This is a genomic window from Streptomyces sp. HD, assembly GCF_028369295.1.
Taxonomy (GTDB): domain Bacteria; phylum Actinomycetota; class Actinomycetes; order Streptomycetales; family Streptomycetaceae; genus Streptomyces.
Genome location: NZ_JAQMYP010000001.1, coordinates 232,170 through 257,036, shown reverse-complemented (window position 1 = coordinate 257,036; position 24,867 = coordinate 232,170). Strand labels below are relative to the sequence as shown.

General features: G+C 70.2%; 18 protein-coding genes and 2 pseudogenes. 10 read left to right on the top strand and 10 right to left on the bottom strand.

The window, feature by feature from the left end; genetic code table 11:
• Positions 1 to 171: 171 nt before the first annotated feature.
• The 3 genes and pseudogenes from POF73_RS01190 (at position 172) to POF73_RS01180 (ending at position 3,048) form a co-directional block, all read left to right on the top strand.
• Complete coding sequence (locus tag POF73_RS01190; protein ID WP_272112453.1) at positions 172 to 903, top strand: hypothetical protein; 732 nt, start codon at positions 172 to 174, stop codon at positions 901 to 903.
• An 83-nt stretch (positions 904 to 986) separates the two neighbouring features.
• Positions 987 to 2,141 (top strand): annotated as a pseudogene (locus tag POF73_RS01185) (FxsB family cyclophane-forming radical SAM/SPASM peptide maturase); the annotation flags it as partial.
• 43 nt (positions 2,142 to 2,184) lie between these two features.
• Positions 2,185 to 3,048: an aminoglycoside N(3)-acetyltransferase gene (locus POF73_RS01180; RefSeq protein ID WP_272112452.1), complete on the top strand. Its 864-nt coding sequence runs from the start codon at positions 2,185 to 2,187 to the stop codon at positions 3,046 to 3,048.
• A gap of 22 nt (positions 3,049 to 3,070) precedes the next feature.
• Here the strand turns inward: POF73_RS01180 and POF73_RS01175 are convergent, their stop codons facing one another.
• From POF73_RS01175 to iolC, 6 genes and pseudogenes are all read right to left on the bottom strand, one after another.
• Positions 3,071 to 4,468: an APC family permease gene (locus POF73_RS01175; protein WP_272112451.1), complete on the bottom strand. Its 1,398-nt coding sequence runs from the start codon at positions 4,466 to 4,468 to the stop codon at positions 3,071 to 3,073.
• Positions 4,469 to 4,687: 219 nt separating this feature from the next.
• Positions 4,688 to 6,190 (bottom strand): CoA-acylating methylmalonate-semialdehyde dehydrogenase, encoded by a 1,503-nt coding sequence (gene mmsA, locus POF73_RS01170; RefSeq protein WP_272112450.1) that lies wholly within the window; start codon positions 6,188 to 6,190, stop codon positions 4,688 to 4,690.
• A 103-nt stretch (positions 6,191 to 6,293) separates the two neighbouring features.
• Positions 6,294 to 8,180: a 3D-(3,5/4)-trihydroxycyclohexane-1,2-dione acylhydrolase (decyclizing) gene (gene iolD, locus POF73_RS01165; protein ID WP_272112449.1), complete on the bottom strand. Its 1,887-nt coding sequence runs from the start codon at positions 8,178 to 8,180 to the stop codon at positions 6,294 to 6,296.
• 73 nt (positions 8,181 to 8,253) lie between these two features.
• Positions 8,254 to 8,403 (bottom strand): annotated as a pseudogene (locus tag POF73_RS46140) (5-deoxy-glucuronate isomerase); the annotation flags it as partial.
• Between the two features lie 34 nt (positions 8,404 to 8,437).
• Entirely contained in the window at positions 8,438 to 9,319 is an 882-nt protein-coding gene (locus POF73_RS01155) for a Cgl0159 family (beta/alpha)8-fold protein (protein WP_272112448.1), read from the bottom strand.
• Positions 9,316 to 10,266 carry a 5-dehydro-2-deoxygluconokinase gene (iolC, locus tag POF73_RS01150; RefSeq protein ID WP_272112447.1) on the bottom strand — a complete coding sequence of 317 codons (951 nt, stop codon included), beginning with the start codon at positions 10,264 to 10,266 and terminating at the stop codon, positions 9,316 to 9,318. The genes POF73_RS01155 and iolC overlap by 4 nt, the downstream gene beginning before the upstream one ends.
• A gap of 124 nt (positions 10,267 to 10,390) precedes the next feature.
• Here iolC and POF73_RS01145 point away from each other — a divergent pair, with 124 nt between their 5' ends.
• From POF73_RS01145 to POF73_RS01130, 4 genes are all read left to right on the top strand, one after another.
• Positions 10,391 to 11,308: a sugar phosphate isomerase/epimerase family protein gene (locus POF73_RS01145; protein ID WP_272112446.1), complete on the top strand. Its 918-nt coding sequence runs from the start codon at positions 10,391 to 10,393 to the stop codon at positions 11,306 to 11,308.
• 204 nt (positions 11,309 to 11,512) lie between these two features.
• Positions 11,513 to 12,352 (top strand): helix-turn-helix domain-containing protein, encoded by an 840-nt coding sequence (locus POF73_RS01140; protein ID WP_272112445.1) that lies wholly within the window; start codon positions 11,513 to 11,515, stop codon positions 12,350 to 12,352.
• Between the two features lie 328 nt (positions 12,353 to 12,680).
• Positions 12,681 to 12,881 carry a helix-turn-helix transcriptional regulator gene (locus POF73_RS01135; RefSeq protein WP_272112444.1) on the top strand — a complete coding sequence of 67 codons (201 nt, stop codon included), beginning with the start codon at positions 12,681 to 12,683 and terminating at the stop codon, positions 12,879 to 12,881.
• A gap of 53 nt (positions 12,882 to 12,934) precedes the next feature.
• Entirely contained in the window at positions 12,935 to 13,498 is a 564-nt protein-coding gene (locus POF73_RS01130; RefSeq protein ID WP_272112443.1) for a GNAT family N-acetyltransferase, read from the top strand.
• Here the strand turns inward: POF73_RS01130 and POF73_RS01125 are convergent.
• The gene (locus POF73_RS01125; protein WP_272112442.1) at positions 13,479 to 14,522 is read right to left on the bottom strand and encodes a zinc-dependent alcohol dehydrogenase family protein; all 1,044 of its coding nucleotides are present in this window, start codon (positions 14,520 to 14,522) and stop codon (positions 13,479 to 13,481) included. The two genes, POF73_RS01130 and POF73_RS01125, sit on opposite strands and share 20 nt — an antisense overlap.
• Positions 14,523 to 14,752: 230 nt before the next feature.
• On the bottom strand, positions 14,753 to 16,981 hold the full coding sequence (locus POF73_RS01120; RefSeq protein WP_272112441.1) for an MMPL family transporter: 2,229 nt from the start codon (positions 16,979 to 16,981) through the stop codon (positions 14,753 to 14,755).
• Between the two features lie 159 nt (positions 16,982 to 17,140).
• Here POF73_RS01120 and POF73_RS01115 point away from each other — a divergent pair, with 159 nt between their 5' ends.
• The 3 genes from POF73_RS01115 (at position 17,141) to POF73_RS01105 (ending at position 20,421) form a co-directional block, all read left to right on the top strand.
• Complete coding sequence (locus POF73_RS01115; protein ID WP_272112440.1) at positions 17,141 to 17,812, top strand: TetR/AcrR family transcriptional regulator; 672 nt, start codon at positions 17,141 to 17,143, stop codon at positions 17,810 to 17,812.
• Positions 17,813 to 17,915: 103 nt separating this feature from the next.
• Entirely contained in the window at positions 17,916 to 18,155 is a 240-nt protein-coding gene (locus POF73_RS01110) for a heavy-metal-associated domain-containing protein (RefSeq protein ID WP_272112439.1), read from the top strand.
• A gap of 10 nt (positions 18,156 to 18,165) precedes the next feature.
• Complete coding sequence (locus POF73_RS01105; RefSeq protein WP_272112438.1) at positions 18,166 to 20,421, top strand: heavy metal translocating P-type ATPase; 2,256 nt, start codon at positions 18,166 to 18,168, stop codon at positions 20,419 to 20,421.
• A 615-nt stretch (positions 20,422 to 21,036) separates the two neighbouring features.
• Here the strand turns inward: POF73_RS01105 and POF73_RS01100 are convergent.
• Positions 21,037 to 22,326, bottom strand: coding sequence for a citrate synthase (locus POF73_RS01100; RefSeq protein WP_272112437.1), 1,290 nt, complete (start codon positions 22,324 to 22,326; stop codon positions 21,037 to 21,039).
• Between the two features lie 265 nt (positions 22,327 to 22,591).
• Complete coding sequence (gene recD2 / locus POF73_RS01095; RefSeq protein WP_272112436.1) at positions 22,592 to 24,850, bottom strand: SF1B family DNA helicase RecD2; 2,259 nt, start codon at positions 24,848 to 24,850, stop codon at positions 22,592 to 22,594.
• Positions 24,851 to 24,867: the final 17 nt, after the last annotated feature.

Sequence of the window (24,867 nt, the reverse complement as noted above, 5' to 3'; positions counted from 1 at the left end):
GAGAGCGAACCGGGTGACCTCCCAGGGGCGTACGAGGCCACCTCGGCGTACCGCATCCGTGGTACGCGGGCCGGCCACACGATGTCCGGAAAAGCACCTGGGCGGGAGATTCCTCCCCTGTCAAACTGTGCGGCACTGAATGCCCTGCTGAACGAAAGCGGGAACAACCACATGACACGTGGCACCGTTCTGCCGGGATCAGGGCATCTCGACGACCGCCAGCGCCGCATACGACGTAGCCCGCTTCTCTACACGACACCCTTCGCACTGGTCGCCGTGCTGATTTCCATGGCGATCTGGGAAATAACCAGGGGGAATCTCTCCCCGGACAGCAGAGGGCACTGGCCGTGGCGGTTCTCGCTGTTCACCCAGGAGGCGCTGTCGAGTCTGCTGGCCGTGGCGATCGGCTTTGTCTTCGCCCGCGCCCAGTACGCACGGACGGTCAGGCCGATCGTCGGCTGGAACGGGTATGTGAGCAAGGACAACCGGGCCATGAGCAGCAGATTGGTCTGGGTCGTCCGAGTCCGCAACGGGGGTATGCACAGCGCCATCCTGGAGAGCGTCGACTACCACGTGCAGCCGAAAGGCGAGCAGATTCCCGCCGCGGATATCCAGTGGACGGGATTCGAGGCCGCCATTGCCAGGCTCGAATCACTGGGTCTGCGCATCGGAAAGGACTTCGACCTGAACGCGCTGGGCCCCGGCTCGCCGCTCACCGTGGCGGGCGAGCACCCTGGGGTGCATGTGGCCCGTCTTTCGGTGGCGGCGATCTCCCTGCTCGACAACTTGTATATCCGGGTACGCGTGATCGATGCCGTAGGAGATACCCATGAGCGAATCGTTCACTGCCTTCGAGCGGCCGAAGTCGAAATGCGCAGCGCTCGCGCCACCGACGAGTCATGAGCAGCCCTCGCCGACGACCGAGCACCCCACCCCGGAACCCCTGGCGATGACAGACCCGGCACCCGAGGCAGAGGCACACGACGATGACCGAGGCTGGCCCGCCACGTTCAGTTCCTGCATCTGAGGCGGACGAGGTGGCCCACGCCACACCTTTGCGGCAACTCGTCCTCAAGGTGCACAGTCGCTGCGATCTGGCCTGCGACCACTGCTACGTCTACGAGCACGCCGACCAGAGCTGGCACGGCCGGCCGCCGGTGATGTCCGCCGAGGTGGTCGCGCAGACCGCCGCGCGCATCGCCGAACACGCCGCCGCGCACGGGATCGGCACCATGCACGTCATCCTGCACGGTGGTGAGCCGCTGCTCGCGGGGCACGACCGTCTGCGCCACATGGCGGAGGAACTGCGCCGGGCCCTGCCGGGCCACTGTGAGCTGGACCTTCGTATCCAGACGAACGCCGTACGACTCGACGAGCGCTTCTGCGAGCTCTTCCGGGAGTACGACATCAAGGTCGGTGTCTCGGTGGACGGCGACCGGTCGGCGCACGACCGGCACCGCCGCTTCCGGGACGGCCGCGGCAGTCACGACCAGGTGGTGCGCGGCGTACGGCTGTTGCGCCGGCCCCGCTACCGGCATCTGTTCGCCGGGCTGCTGTGCACCGTCGATCCGGAGAACGATCCGCTGCGGGTCTACTCCGCCCTCCTGGAACTGGCCCCTCCCCGGATCGACTTCCTGCTGCCGCACGCCACCTGGGACCGTCCGCCCGCCCGTCCGGACGACAGGGCCACTCCATATGCCGACTGGCTGATCACCATCGCGGAGGAGTGGTTCGCGACCGGGCGTCCCGTGCCGGTGCGGCTCTTCGCCTCGCTGCTCAGCCTCCTCGCGGGCGGCCCGAGTTTCGTGGAGTCCCTGGGGACGGCCTCGGTCGATCACGTGGTGATCGAGACGGACGGCACCATCGAGCAGGCGGACTCGCTCAAGACGGCCTACGACGGCGCACCGGCGACCGGCATGGACGTCTTCTCCCACAGCCTCGACGAGGTCGCCGACCACCCCGGACTGCGCGAACGGCGACGGGGGCTCGCGGACCTGTGCGCGACATGCCGGGCGTGCCCGCTGGTGCGGGTGTGCGGCGGCGGCCTGTACGCCCATCGCTTCCGCTCAGGCAGCGGATTCGACAACCCGTCGGTCCACTGCCCCGACCTGACCGAGCTGATCGGCCATTTCCGCGACCGCGTCCCGGAGTCCGCCCAGGGGCACGGGAGCTGACAGGGGGATCATGGCGCGCAGATCCGACGGCCCCGTGTACCGGTCGGCCCTGGACGAGGAAACCCTGGACGAGGAAACCCTGGACGAGGAGACCCTGACCGCCGAACTCCACGCCCTCGGGATCCGGCCCGGCACGGCCCTGCTCACCCACTCCTCCCTGCGCGGCCTGGGCCCGGTCCAGGGAGGCAGCCGGGCAGTCGTGCGCGCGCTGCGGACCGCCCTCGGCCCGGCGGGCACTCTGGTGGTGCCCACCTTCACCCCGGAGAACTCCGACACCTCCCCCACCTATCAGCGCCGGGTACGGGGGCTGACCGCGGAACAGGTGGCCGAACTGCGCGGCCGGATGCCTCCGTTCGACCCCGCGCGCACCCCGGCCCGGTCGACCGGGCGGCTCACCGAGGAGGTGCGTACGCATCCGGAGGCGCTGCGCAGCGGTCATCCCCAGACCTCGTTCGCGGCCATCGGCCCGCTCGCGCGGCAGCTCGTCTCCGGCCATGCGCCGTGCTGCCACCTCGGCGAGGACTCCCCGCTGGCCAGGCTGTACGACTTGGGCGCCGAGGTGTTGCTCCTCGGCGTGGGCTTCGCCTCCTGCACGGCGTTCCATCTGGCCGAGTACCGCGTGCCGGAGCGGCCGTTGCGTGAGTACCACTGCGTGATCAGGGACCAGGGTGCCCGGACCTGGTGGAGTTACACGGACGTGGCGCTCGACGACAGCGACTTCGCGGCCGTCGGCGCCGCCTTCGAGCGGAGCGGGGCCCGCGTCCGCACCGCGCGGGTGGGCCGGGCCACGGCACGGCTGTTCGCCTTCAGGGCGGCCGTCGATCACGCGGTCGGGTGGCTCCCGGTCCACCGCCGGGGTCCCGGCCGGGGCTAGCCGGGCCCGTCGCCGCCTCAGCTCAGGTCCGCGCGTCCTCCGGGAGCGTCACCAGCCAACGGGTCTCGCGGCGCGGGCGGAGGTACAGCGCCCAGTACAGGGTGGCCACGGCCGTGATGCCGCCCGTCCAGAGCAGATACTCCGGCTCCTGCCGGCTCAGGATGTACACCAGCACCACGATCAGCAGCACCGGCATCGCCGGCCACAGCGGCATCCGCCAGGCCGGGGTGTGCTGGTGGGAGCCGCGACGGGCCGGCAGGGCGGCGACTGCGACGAGCAGGTACATGCCGGTCACCGAGACGCCGGTGACGCCGTACAGGGTGTCGAGGTCGACGAAGCACAGGGCGGCGCCGGGGACGCCGACGGCGAGGGTGGCGACCCAGGGGGAGCCGAAGCGGCCGAGCCTGGCGAGGACGTGGTTGACCGGCTGGGGCCAGGCCTTGTCACGGGCCGAGGCGAACAGGACGCGGGAGTTCTGGATGACCATGACGATGCCCGCGTTGATGATCGCGAGGGCGACACAGAGGCTGACGAAGGTGCCGACCGCCGTGTCGGACCAGGCGGTGACCATGGCGGAGATGTCCCCGCCGGTCAGCTCCCCGATGTCCGAGGCGCCCAGGGTGATGGCCACGACCGGGACCAGGATGATCACGGCGGAGATGGCGAGGGTGGCCAGCACCGTGCGGGCGACGTTGCGGCGCGGGTTCTCCAGTTCCTCGGAGAGGTAGACGGCCGTCGAGAAGCCCTGGGTGACGAACAGGGCGATCGCCAGCCCGGACACGACCAGCAGGGCCGTCACGGTGTCCGTACGGCCGTCCGCGCCGGCCACCTCCATCGAGACCAGGCTGCCGGGGCCGCGCTCGGCGTGGGCGAAGCCCAGCACCGCCACGACGCCCGCCGCGATGACCTCCAGGACCAGGAAGACGCCGGTGATCCAGGCGTTGGCCCGCAGGTCGAGCAGTCCGGCGAGGGTGGCGAGCAGCATGACGCCGGCGCCGGTCATGGCCGGGTCCAGGTGGGCGATCGGGGCGAGGTAGTCGGCGGTGCCCATCGCGATCACCGGCGGGACGACCATCACGACCAGCAGCGACAGGACGAAGACCAGCCAGCCCGCGAGGCGTCCGGCCAGCGTGGAGACGATCGCGTACTCGCCGCCCGCGCTGGGGATGAGGGTGCCGAGCTCCGAGTAGCAGAACGCCACGGCGATGCAGAGGAGGGAGCCGATGGCGATCGTCAGGGCGGTGGCGGTGCCCAGCGAGCCGAACAGGTCGGGGACGACCACGAACAGGGTGGAGGCGGGCGTCACGCAGGAGAGCGTGAGCAGGGTGCCGCCGACCACGCCGATGGAGCGCTTGAGCTTCTTGGGGCTGTCCGACGCCTGGACGACGGCGCCCTCGACAGGGGTGAGGGTGTCGGTCACGAGGGGGATGCAACATTGACGGAAACCGTTACGTCAATGGGTGTTCACCTACGGAATTCGTTGACGCAGGCCGTCTTTTCGCGCGTTAGCGTTGCGTCAAGGCCGCGTACGGGGCGGCTTTCCGGCGGTGCGGGAACCGCAGCGCGGGGTCACAAAAAAATGGGGCCGTCCGCGATACGGACGGCCCCGGACGCGCGGCGCCGGTGACGGCGCTCGGCGTCAGTGGTTGCGCGGGAAGCCCAGGTCGACGCCGGTGGGGGCGTCGGCGGGGTCGGGCCAGCGGGTGGTGACGACCTTGCCGCGGGTGTAGAAGTGCGTGCCGTCGTTGCCGTAGATGTGGTGGTCGCCGAAGAGGGAGTCCTTCCAGCCGCCGAAGCTGTGGTAGCCGACGGGGACCGGGATCGGCACGTTGACGCCGACCATGCCGGCCTCGATCTCCAGCTGGAAGCGGCGGGCGGCGCCACCGTCCCGGGTGAAGATCGCGGTGCCGTTGCCGAACGGCGAGCTGTTGATCAGCGCCACGCCGTCCTCGTAGGTCTCGGCGCGCAGCACGCACAGGACGGGGCCGAAGATCTCGTCCTGGTAGGCCTTCGCGGTGGTGGGCACCTTGTCGAGCAGCGAGATGCCGATCCAGTGACCGTCCTCGAAGCCGTCGACGGTGTAGCCGGTGCCGTCCAGGACGACCTCGCAGCCCTCGGCCGCCGCGCCCGCCACATACGACGCCACCTTGTCGCGGTGGACGGCGGTGATCAGCGGACCCATCTCGGAGGTCGGGTCGTTGCCCGGGCCGATCTTGATCTTCTCGGCGCGCTCGCGGATCTTCTCCACCAGCTCGTCGCCGATCGCCCCGACCGCGACGACCGCGGAGATGGCCATGCAGCGCTCGCCCGCGGAGCCGTAGGCCGCGCTCACGGCGGCGTCGGCGGCCGCGTCCAGGTCGGCGTCGGGCAGGACCAGCATGTGGTTCTTGGCGCCGCCCAGGGCCTGGACGCGCTTGTGGTTGGCGGAGGCGGTGGTGTGGATGTAGCGGGCGATCGGGGTCGAGCCGACGAAGGAGACGGCCTTGACGTCGGGGTGCTCCAGGAGGCGGTCGACGGCCACCTTGTCGCCGTGCACGACGTTGAACACGCCGTCCGGCAGCCCGGCCTCGGCGAGCAGCTCGGCGATCCTGATCGACGCCGACGGGTCCTTCTCGCTCGGCTTGAGCACGAAGGTGTTGCCGCACGCGATGGCCATGGGGAACATCCACATCGGCACCATCGCCGGGAAGTTGAACGGCGTGATGCCCGCGACGACACCCAGCGGCTGCCGGATGGACGAGACGTCGACACGGCTGGCGACCTGCGTCGACAGCTCGCCCTTCAGCTGCACGCTGATGCCACAGGCCAGGTCGACGATCTCCAGACCGCGCGCCACCTCGCCGAGCGCGTCGGAGTGCACCTTGCCGTGCTCGGCGGTGATCAGCTCGGCGATCTCGTCGCGGTGGGCGTCCAGCAGGGCGCGGAACTTGAACAGGATGGAGGTGCGCTGGGCCAGCGAGGACTGGCCCCAGGTCAGATACGCCTCCTTCGCGGCCGCGACGGCGGCGTCCACCTCCTCTACGGAGGCGAAGGCGACCTTCGTGGTGACCGCGCCGGTCGCCGGGTCGGTGACCGGCCCGAACGTGCCCGACGCGCCTTCGGCGGTCTTGCCGCCGATCCAGTGGTTGACGATCTTCGTCATGACCGGTTACTCCTCCACTCAGGTTTGCCTCGCGCTGTCCGCGGGCGTCACGTCGGCCGACCTGCTTTTCTGCTGGGGGTCCGGGGGTTATCCTCCGGGAAATTCAGCACAGATGGCGGCGTCGGGTCGAGACGTGCCGTTCGTACAGCTCACGTGCCTTGACCGTCGACGGTCGCGTCGCGGTCTCGGCCACGGGAACATCCCACCAGGCCTGCGCGGGCGGCGGGCCCGACACTGTGTCTGCCGTTTGGGTCTCGACGTAGACACATGTGGGAGTGTCGGCCGCGCGGGCCTCGGCGAGCGCCTCGCGCAGATCGCTCACGGTCTTCGCACGCAGCACCCGCATGCCCAGGCTCGCGGCGTTGGCGGCCAGGTCGACGGGGAGCGGGGCGCCGGTGAACGTGCCGTCGTCCGCGCGGTGGCGGTACGCCGTGCCGAAGCGCTCGCCTCCGGTCTCCTCCGACAGGCCGCCGATGGACGCGTACCCGTGGTTCTGCACGAGCAACACCTTGATCGCGACGCCCTCCTGCACGGCGGTCACGATCTCCGTCGGCATCATCAGATACGTGCCGTCGCCGACCAGCGCCCACACGTTGCGCTCGGGCGCGGCCAGCTTCACGCCGATCGCGGCCGGGATCTCGTAGCCCATGCAGGAGTAGCCGTATTCCAGGTGGTACTGGTCCCGCGAGCGCGCCCGCCACAGCTTGTGCAGATCGCCGGGGAGGGAGCCGGCCGCGTTGATGATCACGTCCGTCTCGTCGACGATCGCGTCCAGGGCGCCCAGCACCTGCGGCTGCGTCGGCCGTACGTCGGGCTCGTCGGCCTCGTAGCAGGCGTCGACGCGCTGCTCCCAGCGCTCCTTGTCCTCGGTGTACTCGGTGACGTAGGAGCCGGCGACCCGGTGGTCGTGCATCTCCAGCCTCTCGGTCAGCTCCTCCAGGCCGGTGCGGGCGTCCGCGATCAGCGGCATCCCGGCGAGTTTGTGGCCGTCGTAGGGCGCGATGTTGAGGTTGAGGAAGCGGACGCCCTCGCCCGCGAAAAGGGTGCCGGAGGCGGTGGTGAAGTCGGTGTACCTCGTCCCCACGCCGATCACCAGGTCGGCGGTGCGGGCGAGTTCGTCGGCGGTCGCGGTGCCGGTGTGGCCGACGCCGCCGACATCCTGGGGATGGTCGTAACGCAGCGATCCCTTGCCGGCCTGGGTGGAGGCGACCGGGATACGGGTGGCCTCCGCGAACTCGGCGAGGGCCGCCTCCGCGCGGCTGTGGTGGACGCCGCCGCCCGCGACGACCAGGGGCCGGCGGGCGGACCTGATCGCCAGTACCGCCTCGGCGAGTTCGGTCGGGTCGGCGCCCGGGCGGCGCACCACCCAGGTGCGCTCCGCGAAGAGCTCGTCCGGCCAGTCGTACGCCTCGGCCTGCACGTCCTGCGGGAGCGCCAGCGTCACGGCGCCGGTCTCGACGGGGTCGGTGAGGACCCGCATGGCCTGGAGGGCGGACGGGATCAGGGCCTCCGGGCGGGTGATCCGGTCGAAGTACCTGGACACCGGGCGCAGACAGTCGTTGACCGACACATCGCCGGCGTACGGCACTTCGAGCTGCTGGAGGACCGGGTCGGCGGGGCGGGTGGCGAAGACGTCGCCGGGGAGGAGCAGGACCGGGAGGTGGTTGATGGTGGCGAGGGCGGCGCCGGTGACGAGGTTGGTCGCGCCCGGGCCGATGGAGGTGGTCACGGCGTGCGTGGACAGCCGGCCCGACTGCCGGGCGTAGCCGACCGCCGCGTGCACCATCGACTGCTCGTTGCGCCCCTGGTGGTACGGCATGACATCGGCGTACTCGACGAGCGCCTGGCCGATCCCGGCGACGTTGCCGTGGCCGAAGATGCCCCAGGTGGCGCCGATCAGGCGCTGTCGTATGCCGTCACGCTCGGTGTACTGGGCGGACAGGAAGCGGACGAGCGCCTGTGCGACCGTGAGCCTCGTCGTTGAGGTCATCGGTAACCCCCTGTGCTTTCTAGGTGGGCCGGATGGAAGCAGATCCGCCACTCCCGTACGGCTGCACCGCCCGCACGACTCGACGGCACGTACCGGGAACCTCAGTGTGCCCGCTCACTTGCGGGGCGGGGACCTCCGGCGCGGGGCCGTAGCGGGCGGGGAGTCTTCGCTCGCACTTCGCTCCTGCCAAAGCAAAGCGGCTACCCGCGCCGGAGGCGTTCTGTGGGTGGAACGTACGGCTCGTGGTCATGGGGACCTCACAGCAGTCCTACGGCAGTGTCCACGGCGGCGGCAACGTCCCCGTCTGCCGGGTAGAGCAGCGAACGGCCGACCACCAGGCCCCGCACAGTGGGCAGTTGGAGCGCGCCGCGCCACTTCTCGTATGCCCCCTCCTGATCGTCCCCGACCTCGCCGCCGAGCAGTACGGCGGGCAGCGTGGAGGTCGCCATGACCTCGGCCATGTCGTCGGGGTTGTCGGTGACCGGCAGCTTCAGCCAGGTGTAGGCGGAGGTGCCGCCCAGGCCGGAGGCGATGGCGATGGACCTGGTGACGGCCTCGGCGGACAGGTCGTTCCTGACCCTGCCCTCCGGGGTGCGGTGGCTGATGAACGGCTCGACGAAGACCGGGAGCCGACGCGCGGCCATGTCGTCGATGGCGCGGGCGGTGGACTCCAGGGTGGTGAGGGAGCCCGGGTCGGCGTAGTCGATGCGCAGCAGCAGCTTGCCGGCGTCGAAGCCGAGGCGCTCGATGTCCTCGGCGCGGTGGCCGGTGAAGCGGTCGTCGAGTTCGAAGGCGGCGCCCTGGAGGCCGCCGCGGTTCATCGAGCCCATGACGACCTTGCCGTCGAGGGCGCCGAGGAGGAGCAGGTCGTCCAGGATGTCGGCGGTCGCGAGGACGCCGTCCACGCCGGGGCGGGACAGCGCCAGGCAGAGGCGTTCGAGCAGGTCGGCGCGGTTGGCCATGGCGAGCCCCCGGTCGCCGACGCCGAGGGCGCCGCGGGCCGGGTGGTCGGCGGCGACGATCATCAGCCGGCCGGAGTCGCCGAGGAGGGGCCGGCGGGCGCGGCGGGCGGCGGCCTCGGCGATCGCCTCGGGCCGCTGGGTGCGCAGGCGGACGAGCTCCGCGATGTCGACGCTCACTTGACGGCTCCCGCGGCGATCGCGGCCTCGATCTCGTCCGGCGTCGGCATCGCGGAGGAGCACTCCAGACGGGAGGCGACGATGGCACCGGCCGCGTTGGCGTGCCGCATGATCTTCTCCAGGCCCCAGCCTTCGAGCAGCCCGTGACAGAGCGAGCCGCCGAAGGCGTCACCGGCGCCGAGGCCGTTGAGGACGTTCACGGGCAGCGGCGGGACCTCCGCCTGGTCGCCCGCGCTGTTGACGGCGAGGACGCCCTTCGGCCCCTGCTTGACGACGGCGATCTCGACACCGGCGTCCAGCAACGCGCGGGCGGCGGCGTGCGGTTCGCGTACGCCGGTCGCGACCTCCACCTCGTCGAGGTTGCCGACGGCGACGGTGGTGTGCTTGAGGGCTTCGGCGTAGAAGGGGCGGGCGGCGTCCGGGTCCGTCCAGAACATGGGGCGCCAGTCGAGGTCGAAGACGGTCGTGCCCGACTTGGCGCGGTGGGCAAGCGCCGCCAGCGTCGCCGTACGGCTCGGCTCCTCGCTCAGGCCGGTGCCGGTGATCCAGAAGATGCGGGTGTCGCGGATGGCGTCGAGGTCGAGCTCATGGGCGTCGATCTCCAGGTCCGGGGCCTTGGGCCGCCGGTAGAAGTACAGCGGGAAGTCGTCCGGCGGGAAGACCTCGCAGAAGGTGACCGGCGTGGGCAGGCCGGGGACCGGGGTGACCCAGCGGTCGTCCACGCCGAAGCCTTGGAGGGCCTCGTGCAGATAGGCGCCGAAGGGGTCGTCGCCGGTGCGGGTGATCACCGCGGTCCGCCGTCCCAGCCGGGCCGCGGCGACCGCGACGTTCGTCGCCGAGCCGCCGAGGAACTTGCCGAAGGACGTGACCTGCGGCAACGGGACACCGGTCTGCAGCGGGTAGAGGTCCACTCCGATCCGCCCCATGGTGATCAGGTCGTACGCCATCGCGTTCCCTTCGTATCGGCTCTCCCGGCTTTCTAGTCCGGCGCACACATCCCTGTCAATGTTTTGTCCAGACATTCGGACCAGACCTTGACAGCGCTTGCCGTGCGTGCCGAAGCTGAGCGCCATGACGTCGTTGTCACCTCAGTCCTCACTGTCCCGCATCCGGATCGGTTCGGCCCCCGACTCATGGGGTGTGTGGTTCCCCGACGATCCCGCCCAGGTCCCCTGGCTGCGCTTCCTCGACGAGGTCGCCGAGTCCGGCTACGAGTGGATCGAGCTGGGCCCGTACGGGTACCTGCCGACCGATCCCGCGGTCCTCGCCGAGGAGACGGCGAAGCGCGGCCTGAAGGTGTCGGCCGGGACGGTGTTCACGGGGCTGCACCACGGTGCGGCCGTGTGGGAGAAAACCTGGGCGCACGTCGCGGACAACGCGGTGCTCGCGCAGGCGATGGGGGCGAAGCACCTGGTCGTCATCCCGTCCTTCTGGCGGGACGACAAGACCGGTGAGGTGCTGGAGCCGAGCACTCTGACCGCCGAGCAGTGGCGGAACCTGACCTCGCTGACCGAGCGGCTGGGGCGGGAGGTGCGGGAGCGGTACGGGTTGCAGATCGTCGTCCATCCGCATGCCGACACGCACATCGACAGCGAGGAGAACGTCGTCCGGTTCCTGGACGGGACCGACTCCGACCTGGTGTCGCTGTGCCTGGACACCGGGCACTACGCGTACTGCGGCGGGGACAGCGTCAAGCTGATCGAGACGTACGGGTCGCGGATCGGGTATCTGCATCTGAAGCAGGTGGATCCGGAGATCCTGGCGGACGTGCGGGCGAAGGGGACGCCGTTCGGGCCGGCCGTGGCTCAGGGTGTGATGTGTGAACCGCCTTCGGGTGTGCCCGCGTTGGGGCCTGTCCTGGAGGCTGCGCAGAAGCTGGACGTGGATCTGTTCGCGATTGTCGAGCAGGACATGTATCCGTGTGCGCCGGACGCTCCGCTGCCTATTGCGCGTCGGACTCGGGCCTTTTTGAGGTCGTGCGGGGCGTGAACTGGCGCCTAGCGGGGTGCCGGGTTCTGTGATTGTGCGGGTGCGGGTTGTGTGTGGCTTGTCGCGCAGTTCCCCGCGCCCCTAAAAGGGGCGTTGCAGTATGGGGGGATGACTGGTGCCGTGCGGGTGCGGGCTGGGCAAGGGCCTTGGGGGGCCTGGGAGGTCGCTCACGCCCTGCCCCACCCCCGACTGCGGCCCGGGGTGATGAGTTATCGCGGGGTGCGGCTGGCGCTGGAGCGGCCTCGGCGACGGTTGGAGGTGCCGATCGGGGCGGCGACTTTGCTGCTCGGGTTCGGTGAACCCGTACGGATCACGCGCCCCGGCCGCCCTGCGGACACCCTCGTCTCCGTGTACTGCGGGCCCACCACCACCCCGGCCGTCGGTGAGCACAGTGGGCGGCTCGCCGGTATCGAGGTGCTGTTGATGCCGTGGGCGGCGTTCACGCTGTTCGGGACGCCGCAGTACGAACTCGCCAACCGCACCGTCGACCCCGACGACCTGCCGCACGCCCTGCACACCCGCGTCGGTGAACTCGCCGCCGCACTGGCCGCGTTGCCGACCTGGGCGGACCGGTTCGGGCTGCTGGACGACGTGTTCGCGCGGTGGTCGCAGGCGGGTACGCCCTGTTCGGCGCGGGTGGTGCGAGCCTGGGCGGAGCTGGTGCGCACGGGCGGTTCGATGCCGGTACCGCGGCTCGCCGACGAGGTGGGGTGGAGCGTACGGCACCTGGAGAACCGGTTCCGGGAGCAGATCGGGCTGGGCCCGAAGGCCGCGGCCCGCGTACTGCGGCTGCAACGGGCACGCAGGCTGCTGGCGGCGGGGCGCGGTCAGGCGGAGACGGCGGCGGTCTGCGGGTTCTACGACCAGGCGCATCTGAGCGGCGAGTTCAAGGCGATGACCGGGTGCACACCGCGCGAGTTCACGGCGGCGCGAGAGGTACCGGTCGGGACACCGGCGTCGGACCGGCTGGCGGGCGAGGCGACGAGTCTTGTCCTCGCATCCGAGCGCAGTGCGCATTTTTCCAAGACCCACCAGCTCCGCTGAATGCAGTCTGTGGCCCTCGGCGGAGCCGCAGGATGCGGGGGAGCTGGTGGGTCGGGCCCGGCGCAGCGGGTCCGGCCCACCGTTGTGTCAACTCACCGCGCCCTTGCCCCGGTGGGCGCGTCTGCTGCACCTCTGTCACAAGCGCACCCCTCCTGTCACGCATGTCACATGTACGCGAGCTCTGCGTCACACCCCGTACACAGCCCCTGCCCCGTTCTCACTCTGTGTCGTTGACCGGTCACAGGCTTTGTGATCGCCAGCGCAGCGCCCGGTCCCCCCGACGACCGCCCCCGGTCGCCGCCGCGGCGCACGCAGGGAGGTGCAACCGATGACCGACCGAATTCTCTGGTCCTACAAGGAGATCGCGGCACACATCAAGGTGCAGCCGGACACCGTGCGGTCGTATCGCAAGCACGGGCTGCTGCCACCGCCCGACCATGTGGAGGGCGGCAAGCCCTTCTGGTACCCCGACACGGTCCGGGCGTGGGTGGCGTCGAGGCCCGGCAACCGTGGGCGACGGACGGACTGACCTCCCGGAACACCGCCTGTGCCCCACCCTTCGGCGTGGGGCACAGTGACCCCATGAACTTCTCCGTCAAGCCCACGCTCACCGGCCCGAAGACCGTGCTGCGGCCGTTCGGCGAGGCCGACGCCGAGGTCATGTGGGAGATCGTCACGGACCCCGAGGTCCAGCACTTCGCCTTCGACCCCGGCACCGAGATCACCCGCGAGCGGCTGCGTTCCTGGTACGGCTCCACGTCCGGCCAGTCGGACCGTCTCGACCTCGCCGTCACCGACCGGGCCACCGGCGAGGTACTCGGCGAAGTCGTCCTGTGCGGCTGGGATCCGGACACCCGCTCCTGCACGTTCCGCACACTCATCGGCCCCCGGGGCCGCGGCCGGGGCATCGGCACCGAGGCCATCCGCCTGATCGTCGACCACGGCTTCGGCCAACTCGGCCTGCACCGCATCCAGTTGGGCGCCTATGGCTTCAACCACCGTGCCCTGCACGTGTACAAGAAGGTCGGCTTCGTGGTCGAGGGCGTCCGGCGCGATGCCCAGATACACGACGGCGAGTGGGTCGACGAGATCCTCATGGCCATCCTCGACCACGAGTGGACCGCCCTCAGCTCCACGGCTCGATGACCGTCACCCCCGCCCCCGGCGCTGTCCCGATCGCCGTCAGTGCCGAGGGTGCCGCGTCCAACGGGATCGTCGACGTCACCAGCAGATCCGGCCGCAGCATCCCCGACCGGACCAGCTCCAGCATCGGCGTGTAGCTGTGCGCCGCCATCCCGTGGCTGCCCAGGAGTTCGAGTTCGAGGGCGATCGCGCGGGCCATGGGGACGGGTGTCGTCCCGGATGTCGAGGGCAGCAGGCCCACCTGGATGTGCCGGCCCCGGCGGCGCAGGCCGTTGACGGAGGCGGCGCAGGTGACGGGGGAGCCGAGGGCGTCCAGGGAGAGATGGGCGCCGCCACCGGTCAGGGCACGGACGGCGGCCGCCGTGTCCGGTGTGCCCGACGCGTCCACGCATTCCGCCGCCCCGAACTTCCGCGCCAGGTCCAGGGCCGCCGGGGAGACGTCCACCGCGACGACCCGCGCGCCGGACGCCGCCGCGATCATCACGGCCGACAGACCGACCCCGCCGCAGCCGTGCACCGCGACCCACTCCCCCGCCGCCACCCGGCCCTGCTGCACGACCGCCCGGAACGCCGTGGCGAACCGGCAGCCGAGCGAGGCCGCCGTCGCGAAGGACATGCCCTGGGGCACGGCGACGAGGTTGACGTCGGCGTGGTCCAGCGCCACGTACTGTGCGAAGGAACCCCAGTGGCTGAAGCCCGGCTGGGTCTGTCGCTCGCACACCTGCTGGTCGCCGGCCGCGCAGGCCGCGCAGCTGCCGCAGGCGCACACGAAGGGCACGGTGACCCGGTCGCCGGGGCGCCATGCGGTCACCCGGTCGCCCACCGCCTCGACGACACCGGCGAGTTCATGCCCCGGCACATGCGGCAGTGTGATGTCCGGGTCGTGGCCCTGCCAGCCGTGCCAGTCACTCCGGCACAGCCCGGTCGCCTCGACCCGCACGGTCACTCCGTGGGGCGCGGGTTGCGGGTCGGCCACTTCACGCACCTCGGCCGGTTCCCCGTACCGCTCGAACACGACTGCCCGCATCCCCGCGCTCCTCTGTTTTGGCTCCGTTCGCCTACGGGGCGCCACATGCCGGTGTCGAGAGCACGACCGTGCTCGACCCTTCGGGCCTCCGCACGCTCGCACTCTCGACACCGGCGCGCCCCTTCAGCTCTCTCGCGGCCGGTGTCGTCGGGACAGTAGAAGTTGGTGGGCCGTGGCCGTCGGCCAAGGCATCCCTGCCGTCCGCGGAGATCATCCTGCCCTGCGGAACGCTAGCCGCCCACCGCCACCTTGTCCCGCTCCTCCTCCGCAGTCGTCGTCGGTTCGTCGCCTCCCTCACTCACCCCGAACCGCTCGTGGAACCGCCGCAACGGCCCCGGCGCCCACCAGGTCGCCCGCCCCGTCAGGCGCATCACCGCCGGGACCAGGAGGCTGCGGACGATCATCGCGTCCATCAGCACCGCCAGGGCGATACCGAGGCCGAGCATCTTGGTGTTGGTCACCCGGGAGGTGCCTATCGCGACCATCACCACCGCGAGGATCACCGCGGCCGCCGTGATCAGTCCGCCGGTGCGCTGCAGGCCGTGGCGGACCGCCTGGTCGTGGTCGCCCGTCGTGTCGTACTCCTCCTTGATGCGGGAGAGCAGGAACACGCCGTAGTCCATGGACAGGCCGAAGGCGACGCAGAACATCAGCACCGGGAGGGTCGTCTCGATCGAGCCGGGGCTGGTGAAGCCAAGCAGGCCGGAGAGGTGGCCGTCCTGGAAGACCCAGACCACCGCGCCGAACATCGCGGTGAGACTCAGCGCGTTGAGCACTACCGCCTGGATCGGGATCAGCACACTGCCGGTCAGCAGGAACACCAGCAGCAGGGTGACGACGGCGATGAAGGCGGCCGCCAGCGGCAGACTTTCGGCTATCGCGTCCTTGGAGTCGACCAGGACGGCTGCCGTGCCGGTCACCTTGGTGTCGAACGGCGCCTGTGCGGCGCGCAGTTCGTCGACCAGGTGCTGGGCCGGGACGTCCACCGCCTCGCCCTTGGGCAGCACCGTGAAGTACGCCGAGTCGCCCCGCACCAGCGGCCCGTCGACCCGGACCACATCCGGGAGGGCGGCGATCCGCTCCTTGTAGTCGGCGTACTGCGCAGGTGTCGCCCGCCCCTCGGCCAGCACCTCCAGGCCACCGCCCGGGCTGCCCGGGAAGCCGTCGCGGATGTGCTGCTGCACCACATGGGACTCGGCGCTCGACGGCAGCTGACGGTCGTCTGCCGTGCCGAACTTCACGCCCAGGAAGGGCAGTCCGAGCAGCACCAGGACGGCGGTGGTGCCCAGGGCGAAGAACGGGGCGCGGCGCATGACGAGGTTCGCCATGCGGGCCCATGCCCTGCCCTCCGCGGCACCGGCTGCGCGAGCGGAGTCCTTCTGCCGCCCGCGCCGGAACAGGCGGCGCAGGTCCAGGGAGTTGACCCGGTGGCCGAGCAGGACCAGGGCCGCCGGGAGCAGGATCAGGGCGGCCGCCGCGGCCAGCAGCACCACCGCGATCCCGGCGTAGGCGAAGGACCGCAGGAAGTACTGCGGGAAGAGCAGCATCGCCGCGAGGGAGACGGCCACCGTGAGGGACGAGAAGAGGACCGTGCGGCCGGCGGTGCGCAGAGTCGTGGCGACCGCCGTCAACGGTTCGGCGCCTGTGGCCAGTTCCTCGCGGAAGCGGCGGACGATGAACAGGGCGTAGTCGATGGCGAGGCCGAGGCCCAGTGCCGTGGTGAGGTTCATCGCGAAGACCGACACATCGGTGAACTCGGTCAGTCCGCGCAGCACGGCATTGGTGCCGAGGATCGCGACGATGCCGATACCGAGGGGCAGCAGGGCCGCGACCGCGCTGCCGAAGACCATCACCAGCAGCACCAGGGTGACCGGCAGGGCGATCGCCTCGGCGCGCAGCAGGTCCTCCTGGATGGTCGTCTGCATCTCGTGCCGCACGGCGACCGGGCCACCGACGCCGACCTCCACCGGACCGTGCGTGCCCCGGAACTCGGGCGCGATGCGGTCCAGGGTCTCCCCCATCTCCTTCTCCTCGCCCGTGATGCGGGCGGCGATCAGCGCCTCATGGCCATCCTCGGCGCGGAGCGCGGCAGCCGACCCGGGGTCCGCCTGCCAGTAGGAGCCGACACCTGTGACGCCCTTCTCCCCGGCCAGGCGCGCGGCGATCCGCTTGGCCTCGGCGGCGACCGCCGGGTCGTCCACGGAGGCGCTACCGGCGTCCACGAGGAGCAGGAGATTGGGCTGGGAGGCGGGGAACTCGCGCTCCAGCGCCTTGGTCGCGTACGTCGAGTCGGCGTGCGGGTCCTCCCAGCCGCCACTGCCCAGGCGGTCGGCGACACCGCTGCCCGCCACCACGGCGAGCGCGGTGATCACCAGGGCCACGAGCAGCGACAACCGAGGGCGGGCTGTCACGAATCGGGTCCAGCCTCCGACACGGGGCGGCCTGTTGACTTCAGTCATTGTGCGGTGTCCCCTTCACCCTGATCCATCCTGTGCACAGCCGGGCAGCATGGAGCCGTCACTGCCATAGACTGGCGAACACGAGACATCGCTCGCGTTTCAAGAATGCGAGCGACCTCTCGCGTTTGTCAATCGCGTTCGGAGAACTGGGGATAACGCGTGTTCGCCAACCGGGAGAAGGACAGCCAGGCAAGCCAGGACAAGGACCAGCCGCGCCGCCGCCAGGCCCGCGGTGAGCGCCGAATCGCCCAGCTACTGGAGGCCGCGGCCACCGTCTTCACCACGACCGGCTACACGGCCGCCAGCACCAACGCCATCGCCCGCGAGGCAGGCGTCTCACCGGGCACGCTGTACCAGTTCTTCCCGAACAAGGAGGCGATCGCGATCGAGCTGGGCGACCGGCTCATGCACGAGATGCGCGAGACCTACGGCGAGGCGCTCGGCCCGGTCGACCCCGCGACCACGCTGGAGCAGGCCGTCGGCCAGGCCGTCGACCGGTTCATCGCCTTCAACTGCGAGCACCCGGTGTTCTTCGCGCTGATGCACGGCCCCGACATCCCCGGCCGTATCGCCGAGGAGCACGACGCCCTGCACGCGACCCTGCTGTCCCGGATCGAGGGCCTGCTCTCCTCGTTCCTGCCGGACGCGGACCCGGCCGACCTCACCCGGACCACCCATATGTGCCTGGGCCTGTACAAGGCCGGCCTGGAGCTGGTCCTCGCCCACGAGGGCGCCGAGCGCGACGCCTACGTCGGCGAGCTGAAGAACGCCCTGACCCGCTACCTCGACCCGCTGGTCGGCGCCAGACTCGGACACATCACCGCGCACTGAACCAGGCCCGACCGGAATCTGCTACCCCGTAGGGGTATACCGTTGGGGTAGGCAAGGCCCCCGTGGGCCCCTCAGCCCCACACGCCTCGACGAGGAGAACCACATGACCGCCCACACCGACACCCCGAGCCCCGTCACCGCCGTCTACAAGGTGAGCGGTATGAGCTGCGGGCACTGCGAGGGCGCCGTATCCGGCGAGATCTCGGAACTCTCCGGCGTCAGCTCGGTGAAGGCCGTCGCCTCGACCGGCGAGGTCACCGTCGTCTCCGAGGCGCCGCTGGACGAGGAGGCCGTCCGCGCCGCCGTCGACGAGGCCGGCTTCGAACTGGTCGGCAAGGCCTGACACCGGCGTCATGACCCGCACCGCCGACCAACCGCCGATAGCCGGGACAGCCGCTCGGGCCGCCACCTCCGACGTCGAGCTGCTCATCGGCGGGATGACCTGCGCCTCCTGCGCCGCCCGCGTCGAGAAGAAGCTCAACCGCATGGCCGGCGTCACCGCCACGGTGAACTACGCGACGGAGAAGGCGAAGGTCAACCACCCCGCGGACATCCAGGTCGCCGACCTGATCGCCGTGGTGGAGAAGACGGGGTACACCGCCGAGGAGCCCGCTCCCCCGGCACCCGAACCACAGGAGACCGGCCAGGCCCCGGAAGATCCCGAACTCGCCGCCCACCGCCAACGCCTGACCGTCTCCGCCCTGCTCGCCGTCCCGGTCGTCCTGCTGTCGATGATCCCGGCCCTGCAGTTCGACGACTGGCAGTGGCTCGCGCTCACCCTCGCATCGCCGGTCGTCGTCTGGGGCGGGCTGCCCTTCCACCGGGCCGCGTTCACGAACGCCCGGCACGGTACGGCGACCATGGACACGCTGATCTCGATGGGCACCCTGGCGGCGTTCGGCTGGTCGCTGTGGGCGCTGTTCCTCGGCGACGCCGGCATGGCGGGCATGCGCGACGACTTCGAGTTCACCGTCGCGCGCACGGACGGCGCCTCGCAGATCTACCTCGAAGTGGCCTCCGGCGTCGTCACGTTCATCCTCCTCGGCCGCTATCTGGAGGCCCGCGCCAAGCGCCGCGCGGGGGCGGCGCTGCGTGCCCTGATGGAGCTGGGTGCGAAGGACGTGTCCGTGCTGCGGGACGGCCGCGAGACGCGCGTCCCCGTGGACCGGCTGGCCGTCGGCGACCGGTTCGTCGTACGGCCCGGCGAGAAGATCGCCACCGACGGCACCGTCGTCGAAGGCACCTCCGCGGTGGACGCCGCCATGCTGACCGGCGAGTCGGTGCCGGTGGACGTGACGGTCGGGGACGCGGTGACCGGTGCGACGGTCAACGCGGGCGGACGGCTCGTCGTCGAGGCGACCCGGATCGGCGCCGACACCCGGCTCGCGCGGATGGCGAAGCTGGTGGAGGACGCGCAGAACGGCAAGGCCGAGGTGCAGCGGCTCGCCGACCGCGTCTCCGCGGTCTTCGTCCCGACGGTCATCGTCCTCGCGGTCGCCGCCTTCGGGGCTTGGCTCGGCATCACCGACGACACGGTCGCCGCGTTCACCGCGGCCGTCGCGGTACTGATCATCGCCTGCCCGTGCGCGCTGGGCCTGGCCACACCCACGGCCCTCATGGTCGGCACGGGACGCGGGGCCCAGCTCGGCATCCTCATCAAGGGCCCCGAGGTACTGGAGTCCACCCGCCGGGTCGACACCGTCGTCCTGGACAAGACCGGCACGGTCACCACGGGTCGCATGGCCCTTCAGGGCGTGTACGTCGCCGAGGGCACCGACGAGGAGCAGGTGCTGCGGCTCGCGGGCGCCGTCGAGCACGCCTCCGAGCACCCCGTCGCGCGGGCGGTCGCCGCGGGCGCCGAGGAGCGGCTCGGGCGGTTGCCGGAGGTCGAGGGGTTCGAGAACGTCCCCGGGCGCGGCGTCCGCGGGCGCGTGGAGGGCCGTGAGGTGGCCGTGGGGCGCCTTTACGACGCCCTGCCACCCGTGCTCGCCCGCGCGCGGGAAGAGGCCGAGAGGGACGGCCGTACGGCCGTCGTGGTCGGATGGGACGGAGCGGCGCGCGGTGTCGTCGCCGTCGCGGACGCCGTGAAGGAGACCAGCGCCGAGGCGGTGCGCGAACTGCGCGCGCTGGGCCTGGCTCCGGTGCTGCTGACCGGGGACAACCGGACGGTCGCCGAGGCCGTCGCGGAGGCCGTCGGCATCGATCAGGTGATCGCGGAGGTCCTGCCCGAGGACAAGGTCGAAGCGGTACGGCGGCTGCAGCGCGAGGGGCGGTGTGTCGCCATGGTCGGCGACGGCGTCAACGACGCGGCCGCACTCGCCACCGCCGATCTGGGTCTCGCCATGGGGACGGGGACGGACGCGGCGATCGAAGCCGGGGATCTGACGCTGGTGCGCGGGGACCTCCGGGTGGCGGCGGACGCGATCCGGCTGTCCCGGCGGACGCTGACCGTCATCAAGGGCAACCTCGTGTGGGCCTTCGGGTACAACGTCGCCGCGTTGCCGCTGGCCGCGGCGGGGTTGCTGAACCCGATGATCGCGGGGGCCGCGATGGCCTTCTCGTCCGTGTTCGTGGTGACGAACAGCCTGCGACTGCGGACGTTCCGGTGAATTCGTAGTAAGAACCCCGCTAGGGCCCTCTGGAGTCCTACGCCCAGCTCACATAAGCTCTTCACAAGGCTCACGCATCATCCTTACGCTTGGACCCCGATCGCCATATCGGGGCTCTTGCGCAACTAACGGACATATGCAAGAGACGCAGATCACAGTGATGTGAAGGTAACCATCGAAGGGGTTCGAAGGTCTAAGTTGACGATGTCAGACGGCGTCTTGGGGGGCGCTTGCTGACATCTGAGGATGTCTTGGGGGACTTCCTCGGAATTGCGTTGCCGGGGCACGTACGCAGGGAAGCTTTGAGCGGCCCTCCCGAGCGTGCGCTGTCCCGGCAGAGCGCAGACCACAACCGCATACATGAGTACGTCGAGTTTTGCTCGTTCTGCTCAAACGGCAACACAGAAAGACAGCGATTCAGGCGCTGCTCTCTCAGACGCCCGGCCGGATCCCGTGGGGGGAATCCGCACCGGGACATGGGAAGGCGCCCTGGACGTCGGCCCGTGGGGGGACCGCCGCCAGGGCGCCTTCTTTATCCGCGCATCCCTGCTGGGCGCACCAACACGAGAGCCCCGCACCCGACCGGAGTCAGGCACGAGGCTCCTGATACGAGGCTCAGCGCTGCTCGACGGGAACGAAGTCGCGCTCCACGACGCCCGTGTAGATCTGGCGCGGGCGGCCGATGCGGGAACCCGGCTCCTTGATCATCTCGTGCCACTGGGCGATCCAGCCCGGGAGGCGACCGAGGGCGAAGAGGACCGTGAACATCTCGGTCGGGAAGCCCATGGCCCGGTAGATCAGACCGGTGTAGAAGTCGACGTTCGGGTAGAGGCTGCGCGAGACGAAGTAGTCGTCGGAGAGCGCGTGCTCCTCCAGCTTCAGGGCGATGTCCAGCAGCTCGTCGGACTTGCCGAGGGCGGAGAGGACGTCGTGCGCGGCGGCCTTGATGATCTTGGCGCGCGGGTCGAAGTTCTTGTAGACCCGGTGGCCGAAGCCCATCAGGCGGACGCCGTCCTCCTTGTTCTTCACCTTGCGGATGAAGGAGTCGACGTCGCCGCCGCTCTCCTGGATGCCCTCCAGCATCTCCAGGACGGACTGGTTGGCGCCGCCGTGCAGCGGGCCCCAGAGCGCCGAGATGCCGGCCGAGATCGACGCGAACATGTTGGCCTGCGACGAGCCGACCAGGCGGACCGTCGAGGTCGAACAGTTCTGCTCGTGGTCCGCGTGCAGGATCAGCAGCTTGTCGAGGGCGGAGACGACGACCGGGTCGAGGTCGTACTCCTGCGCCGGCACCGAGAAGGTCATCCGCAGGAAGTTCTCGACGTAACCGAGGTCGTTGCGCGGGTAGACGAACGGGTGGCCGATCGACTTCTTGTACGCGTACGCCGCGATCGTCGGAAGCTTGGCGAGCAGGCGGATCGTCGAGAGGTTGCGCTGCGTCTCGTCGAACGGGTTGTGGCTGTCCTGGTAGAAGGTGGACAGCGCCGAGACGACCGACGACAGCATGGCCATCGGGTGGGCGTCGCGCGGGAAGCCCTTGTAGAAGTTCTTGACGTCCTCGTGCAGCAGGGTGTGCTGCGTGATCTCGTTCTTGAACGAAGCGAGCTCGTCGACGGTCGGGAGCTCGCCGTTGATCAGCAGGTAGGCGACCTCCAGGAAGGTGGAGCGCTCCGCCAGCTGCTCGATCGGGTAGCCGCGGTAGCGGAGGATGCCCGCCTCGCCGTCGAGGTAGGTGACGGCGGATTTATAGGCGGCGGTGTTGCCGTAGCCGCTGTCCAGCGTCACCAGACCGGTCTGGGCGCGGAGTTTGCCGATGTCGAAGCCCTTGTCGCCGACGGTGCTGTCAATCACCGGGTAGGTGTACTCGCCGTCGCCGTACCGCAGTACTACAGAGTTGTCGCTCACGTCTTCCCTCACCGACGTTGTGCCTCATCTTCGAGGTTGCCCTGACTGTCTCTACCCTCCCCCATTTGGCTCAGGAGAGTGCACTCGGGGTCGACCATTGGGCCTATCGGCGGCACTCAGTGCCGCCAACCTGCCATCCTGCCCCCTGTTTTCCCCATCTGGAAGTGCTCTGTGACCTTCACGACTCGTTTGATCGATCATTTTTTTCGCTGCCTCACGAAATGGCAGGTCACAAGGGGGTCCGGAAGCGGGCCGAACCGGGGGTTCAGCGGCCCGCGAGCCGGTAGTCGAGTGCGGTGCAGCGCCTCCCCGCCGACACGGTGCGCACCGCCTGGCCGATCGCCTTGCGCGAACCCACGAGGACGACCAGCTGCTTGGCGCGGGTCACCGCCGTGTACAGCAGGTTCCGCTGGAGCATCATCCATGCTCCGGTGGTGACGGGGATCACCACTGCGGGATATTCACTTCCCTGTGAACGATGAATCGTCACCGCGTACGCATGCGCCAATTCATCCAGTTCGTCGAATTCGTACGGAACCTCCTCGTCCTCGTCGGTCAGCACCATGAGGCGCTGGTCGACCGGGTCGAGCGAGGTGACCACACCCACGGTGCCGTTGAAGACGCCGTTCTTCCCCTTCTCGTAATTGTTGCGAATCTGGGTGACCTTGTCGCCGACCCGGAAGACCCGCCCGCCGAACCGCTTCTCCGCCAGATCGGGGCGGCCGGGCGTGATGGCCTGCTGGAGCAGCCCGTTCAGGGTGCCCGCGCCGGCCGGCCCTCGGTGCATGGGGGCCAGCACCTGGATGTCCCGGCGTGGATCGAGCCCGAATTTGGCCGGAATCCGATGGGCCGCGACATCCACGGTGAGCCGTCCGGCCGCCTCCGTGTCGTCCTCGACGAAGAGGAAGAAGTCCTTCATGCCGTCGGTGACAGGATGCTGCCCGGCGTTGATCCGGTGGGCGTTCGTCACCACGCCCGACTGCTGGGCCTGCCGGAACACCCGCGTGAGGCGCACGGCCGGGATCGGGCTGCCGTCGGCGAGCAGATCCCTCAGCACCTCTCCCGCCCCGACGCTGGGCAGCTGGTCGACATCCCCAACGAAGAGCAGATGGGCACCCGGCGGTACGGCCTTGACCAGCTTGTTCGCCAGCAGCAGGTCCAGCATCGACGCCTCGTCGACCACCACCAGGTCGGCCTGGAGGGGGCGGTCCTTGTCGTAGGCCGCGTCGCCGCCGGGCTTGAGCTCCAGGAGGCGGTGGACGGTGGATGCCTCGGCGCCGGTGAGCTCGGCGAGGCGCTTGGCGGCGCGGCCGGTGGGGGCGGCGAGCACGACCCTGGCCTTCTTGGCGCGGGCCAGCTCCACGATCGAGCGCACGGTGAAGGACTTGCCGCAGCCGGGACCGCCGGTGAGGACGGCGACCTTCTTCGTCAGGGCCAGCTTGACGGCGGCCTCCTGCTCGGGGGCGAGGTCCGCGCCCGTACGGCCCTTCAGCCAGCCCAGCGCCTTGTCCCAGTCGACGTCATGGAACCCCGGCATCTTGTCCTCGTCGGTCCGAAGCAGCCTCAACAGCTGGGCGGAGAGGGAGAGTTCGGCACGGTGGAAGGGGACGAGGTAGACGGCGGTGACGGGATCGTCCGAGCCGCCGTCGGGGCCGGGGACCTTCTCCCGTACGACACCGGGGTCGCCGTCGTCCTCGGGGACCTGGGCCAGCTCGGCGAGGCACTCGATGACGAGCCCGGTGTCGACCTGGAGGAGCTTCACCGCGTCGGCGATCAGCTGCTCCTCGGGCAGGAAGCAGTTGCCCTGGTCGGTGGCCTGCGACAGCGCGTACTGGAGCCCCGCCTTGACGCGCTCCGGGCTGTCGTGCGGAATGCCCACGCTCTGGGCGATCTTGTCGGCGGTGAGGAAGCCGATGCCCCAGACGTCGGCGGCCAGCCGGTAGGGCTGGTTCTTCACGACGGAGATGGAGGCGTCGCCGTACTTCTTGTAGATCCGCACGGCGATGGAGGTGGACACCTCGACGGTCTGGAGGAAGAGCATGACCTCCTTGATCGCCTTCTGCTCCTCCCAGGCGTCGGCGATCTTCTTGGTCCGCTTGGGTCCGAGCCCCGGAACCTCGATCAGCCGCTTCGGCTCCTCCTCGATGATCTTGAGGGTGTCCAGCCCGAAGTGCTGGGTGATGCGGTCGGCGAAGACCGGGCCGATGCCCTTGACCAGGCCGGAGCCGAGGTAGCGGCGGATGCCCTGGACGGTGGCGGGAAGGAGTGTCGTGTAGTTCTCGACGCTGAACTGCTTGCCGTACTGCGGATGGGACCCCCAACGCCCCTCCATCCGCAACGACTCACCGACCTGCGCGCCGAGCAGCGCGCCGACGACGGTGAGCAGGTCGCCGGCACCCCGGCCGGTGTCGACCCGGGCGACCGTGTAGCCGTTCTCCTCGTTGGCGTACGTGATCCGCTCCAGGACACCTTCGAGCACGGCCGGCCGCCGTTCGCCTGTGGAGTTCCCCGCCTGGTTGGACATGACCCGACGGTACCGGC

Excerpts from the sequence above, each read along its gene's own strand:
- POF73_RS01190 (WP_272112453.1), top strand. The coding sequence starts at position 172 with ATGACACGTGGCACCGTTCTGCCGGGATCAGGGCATCTCGACGACCGC.
- POF73_RS01180 (WP_272112452.1), top strand. The coding sequence starts at position 2,185 with ATGGCGCGCAGATCCGACGGCCCCGTGTACCGGTCGGCCCTGGACGAG.
- mmsA (WP_272112450.1), bottom strand. The coding sequence starts at position 6,190 with ATGACGAAGATCGTCAACCACTGGATCGGCGGCAAGACCGCCGAAGGC.
- iolD (WP_272112449.1), bottom strand. The coding sequence starts at position 8,180 with ATGACCTCAACGACGAGGCTCACGGTCGCACAGGCGCTCGTCCGCTTC.
- iolC (WP_272112447.1), bottom strand. The coding sequence starts at position 10,266 with ATGGCGTACGACCTGATCACCATGGGGCGGATCGGAGTGGACCTCTAC.
- POF73_RS01145 (WP_272112446.1), top strand. The coding sequence starts at position 10,391 with ATGACGTCGTTGTCACCTCAGTCCTCACTGTCCCGCATCCGGATCGGT.
- POF73_RS01140 (WP_272112445.1), top strand. The coding sequence starts at position 11,513 with ATGAGTTATCGCGGGGTGCGGCTGGCGCTGGAGCGGCCTCGGCGACGG.
- POF73_RS01135 (WP_272112444.1), top strand. The coding sequence starts at position 12,681 with ATGACCGACCGAATTCTCTGGTCCTACAAGGAGATCGCGGCACACATC.
- POF73_RS01130 (WP_272112443.1), top strand. The coding sequence starts at position 12,935 with ATGAACTTCTCCGTCAAGCCCACGCTCACCGGCCCGAAGACCGTGCTG.
- POF73_RS01125 (WP_272112442.1), bottom strand. The coding sequence starts at position 14,522 with ATGCGGGCAGTCGTGTTCGAGCGGTACGGGGAACCGGCCGAGGTGCGT.
- POF73_RS01120 (WP_272112441.1), bottom strand. The coding sequence starts at position 16,981 with ATGACTGAAGTCAACAGGCCGCCCCGTGTCGGAGGCTGGACCCGATTC.
- POF73_RS01110 (WP_272112439.1), top strand. The coding sequence starts at position 17,916 with ATGACCGCCCACACCGACACCCCGAGCCCCGTCACCGCCGTCTACAAG.
- POF73_RS01105 (WP_272112438.1), top strand. The coding sequence starts at position 18,166 with ATGACCCGCACCGCCGACCAACCGCCGATAGCCGGGACAGCCGCTCGG.
- recD2 (WP_272112436.1), bottom strand. The coding sequence starts at position 24,850 with ATGTCCAACCAGGCGGGGAACTCCACAGGCGAACGGCGGCCGGCCGTG.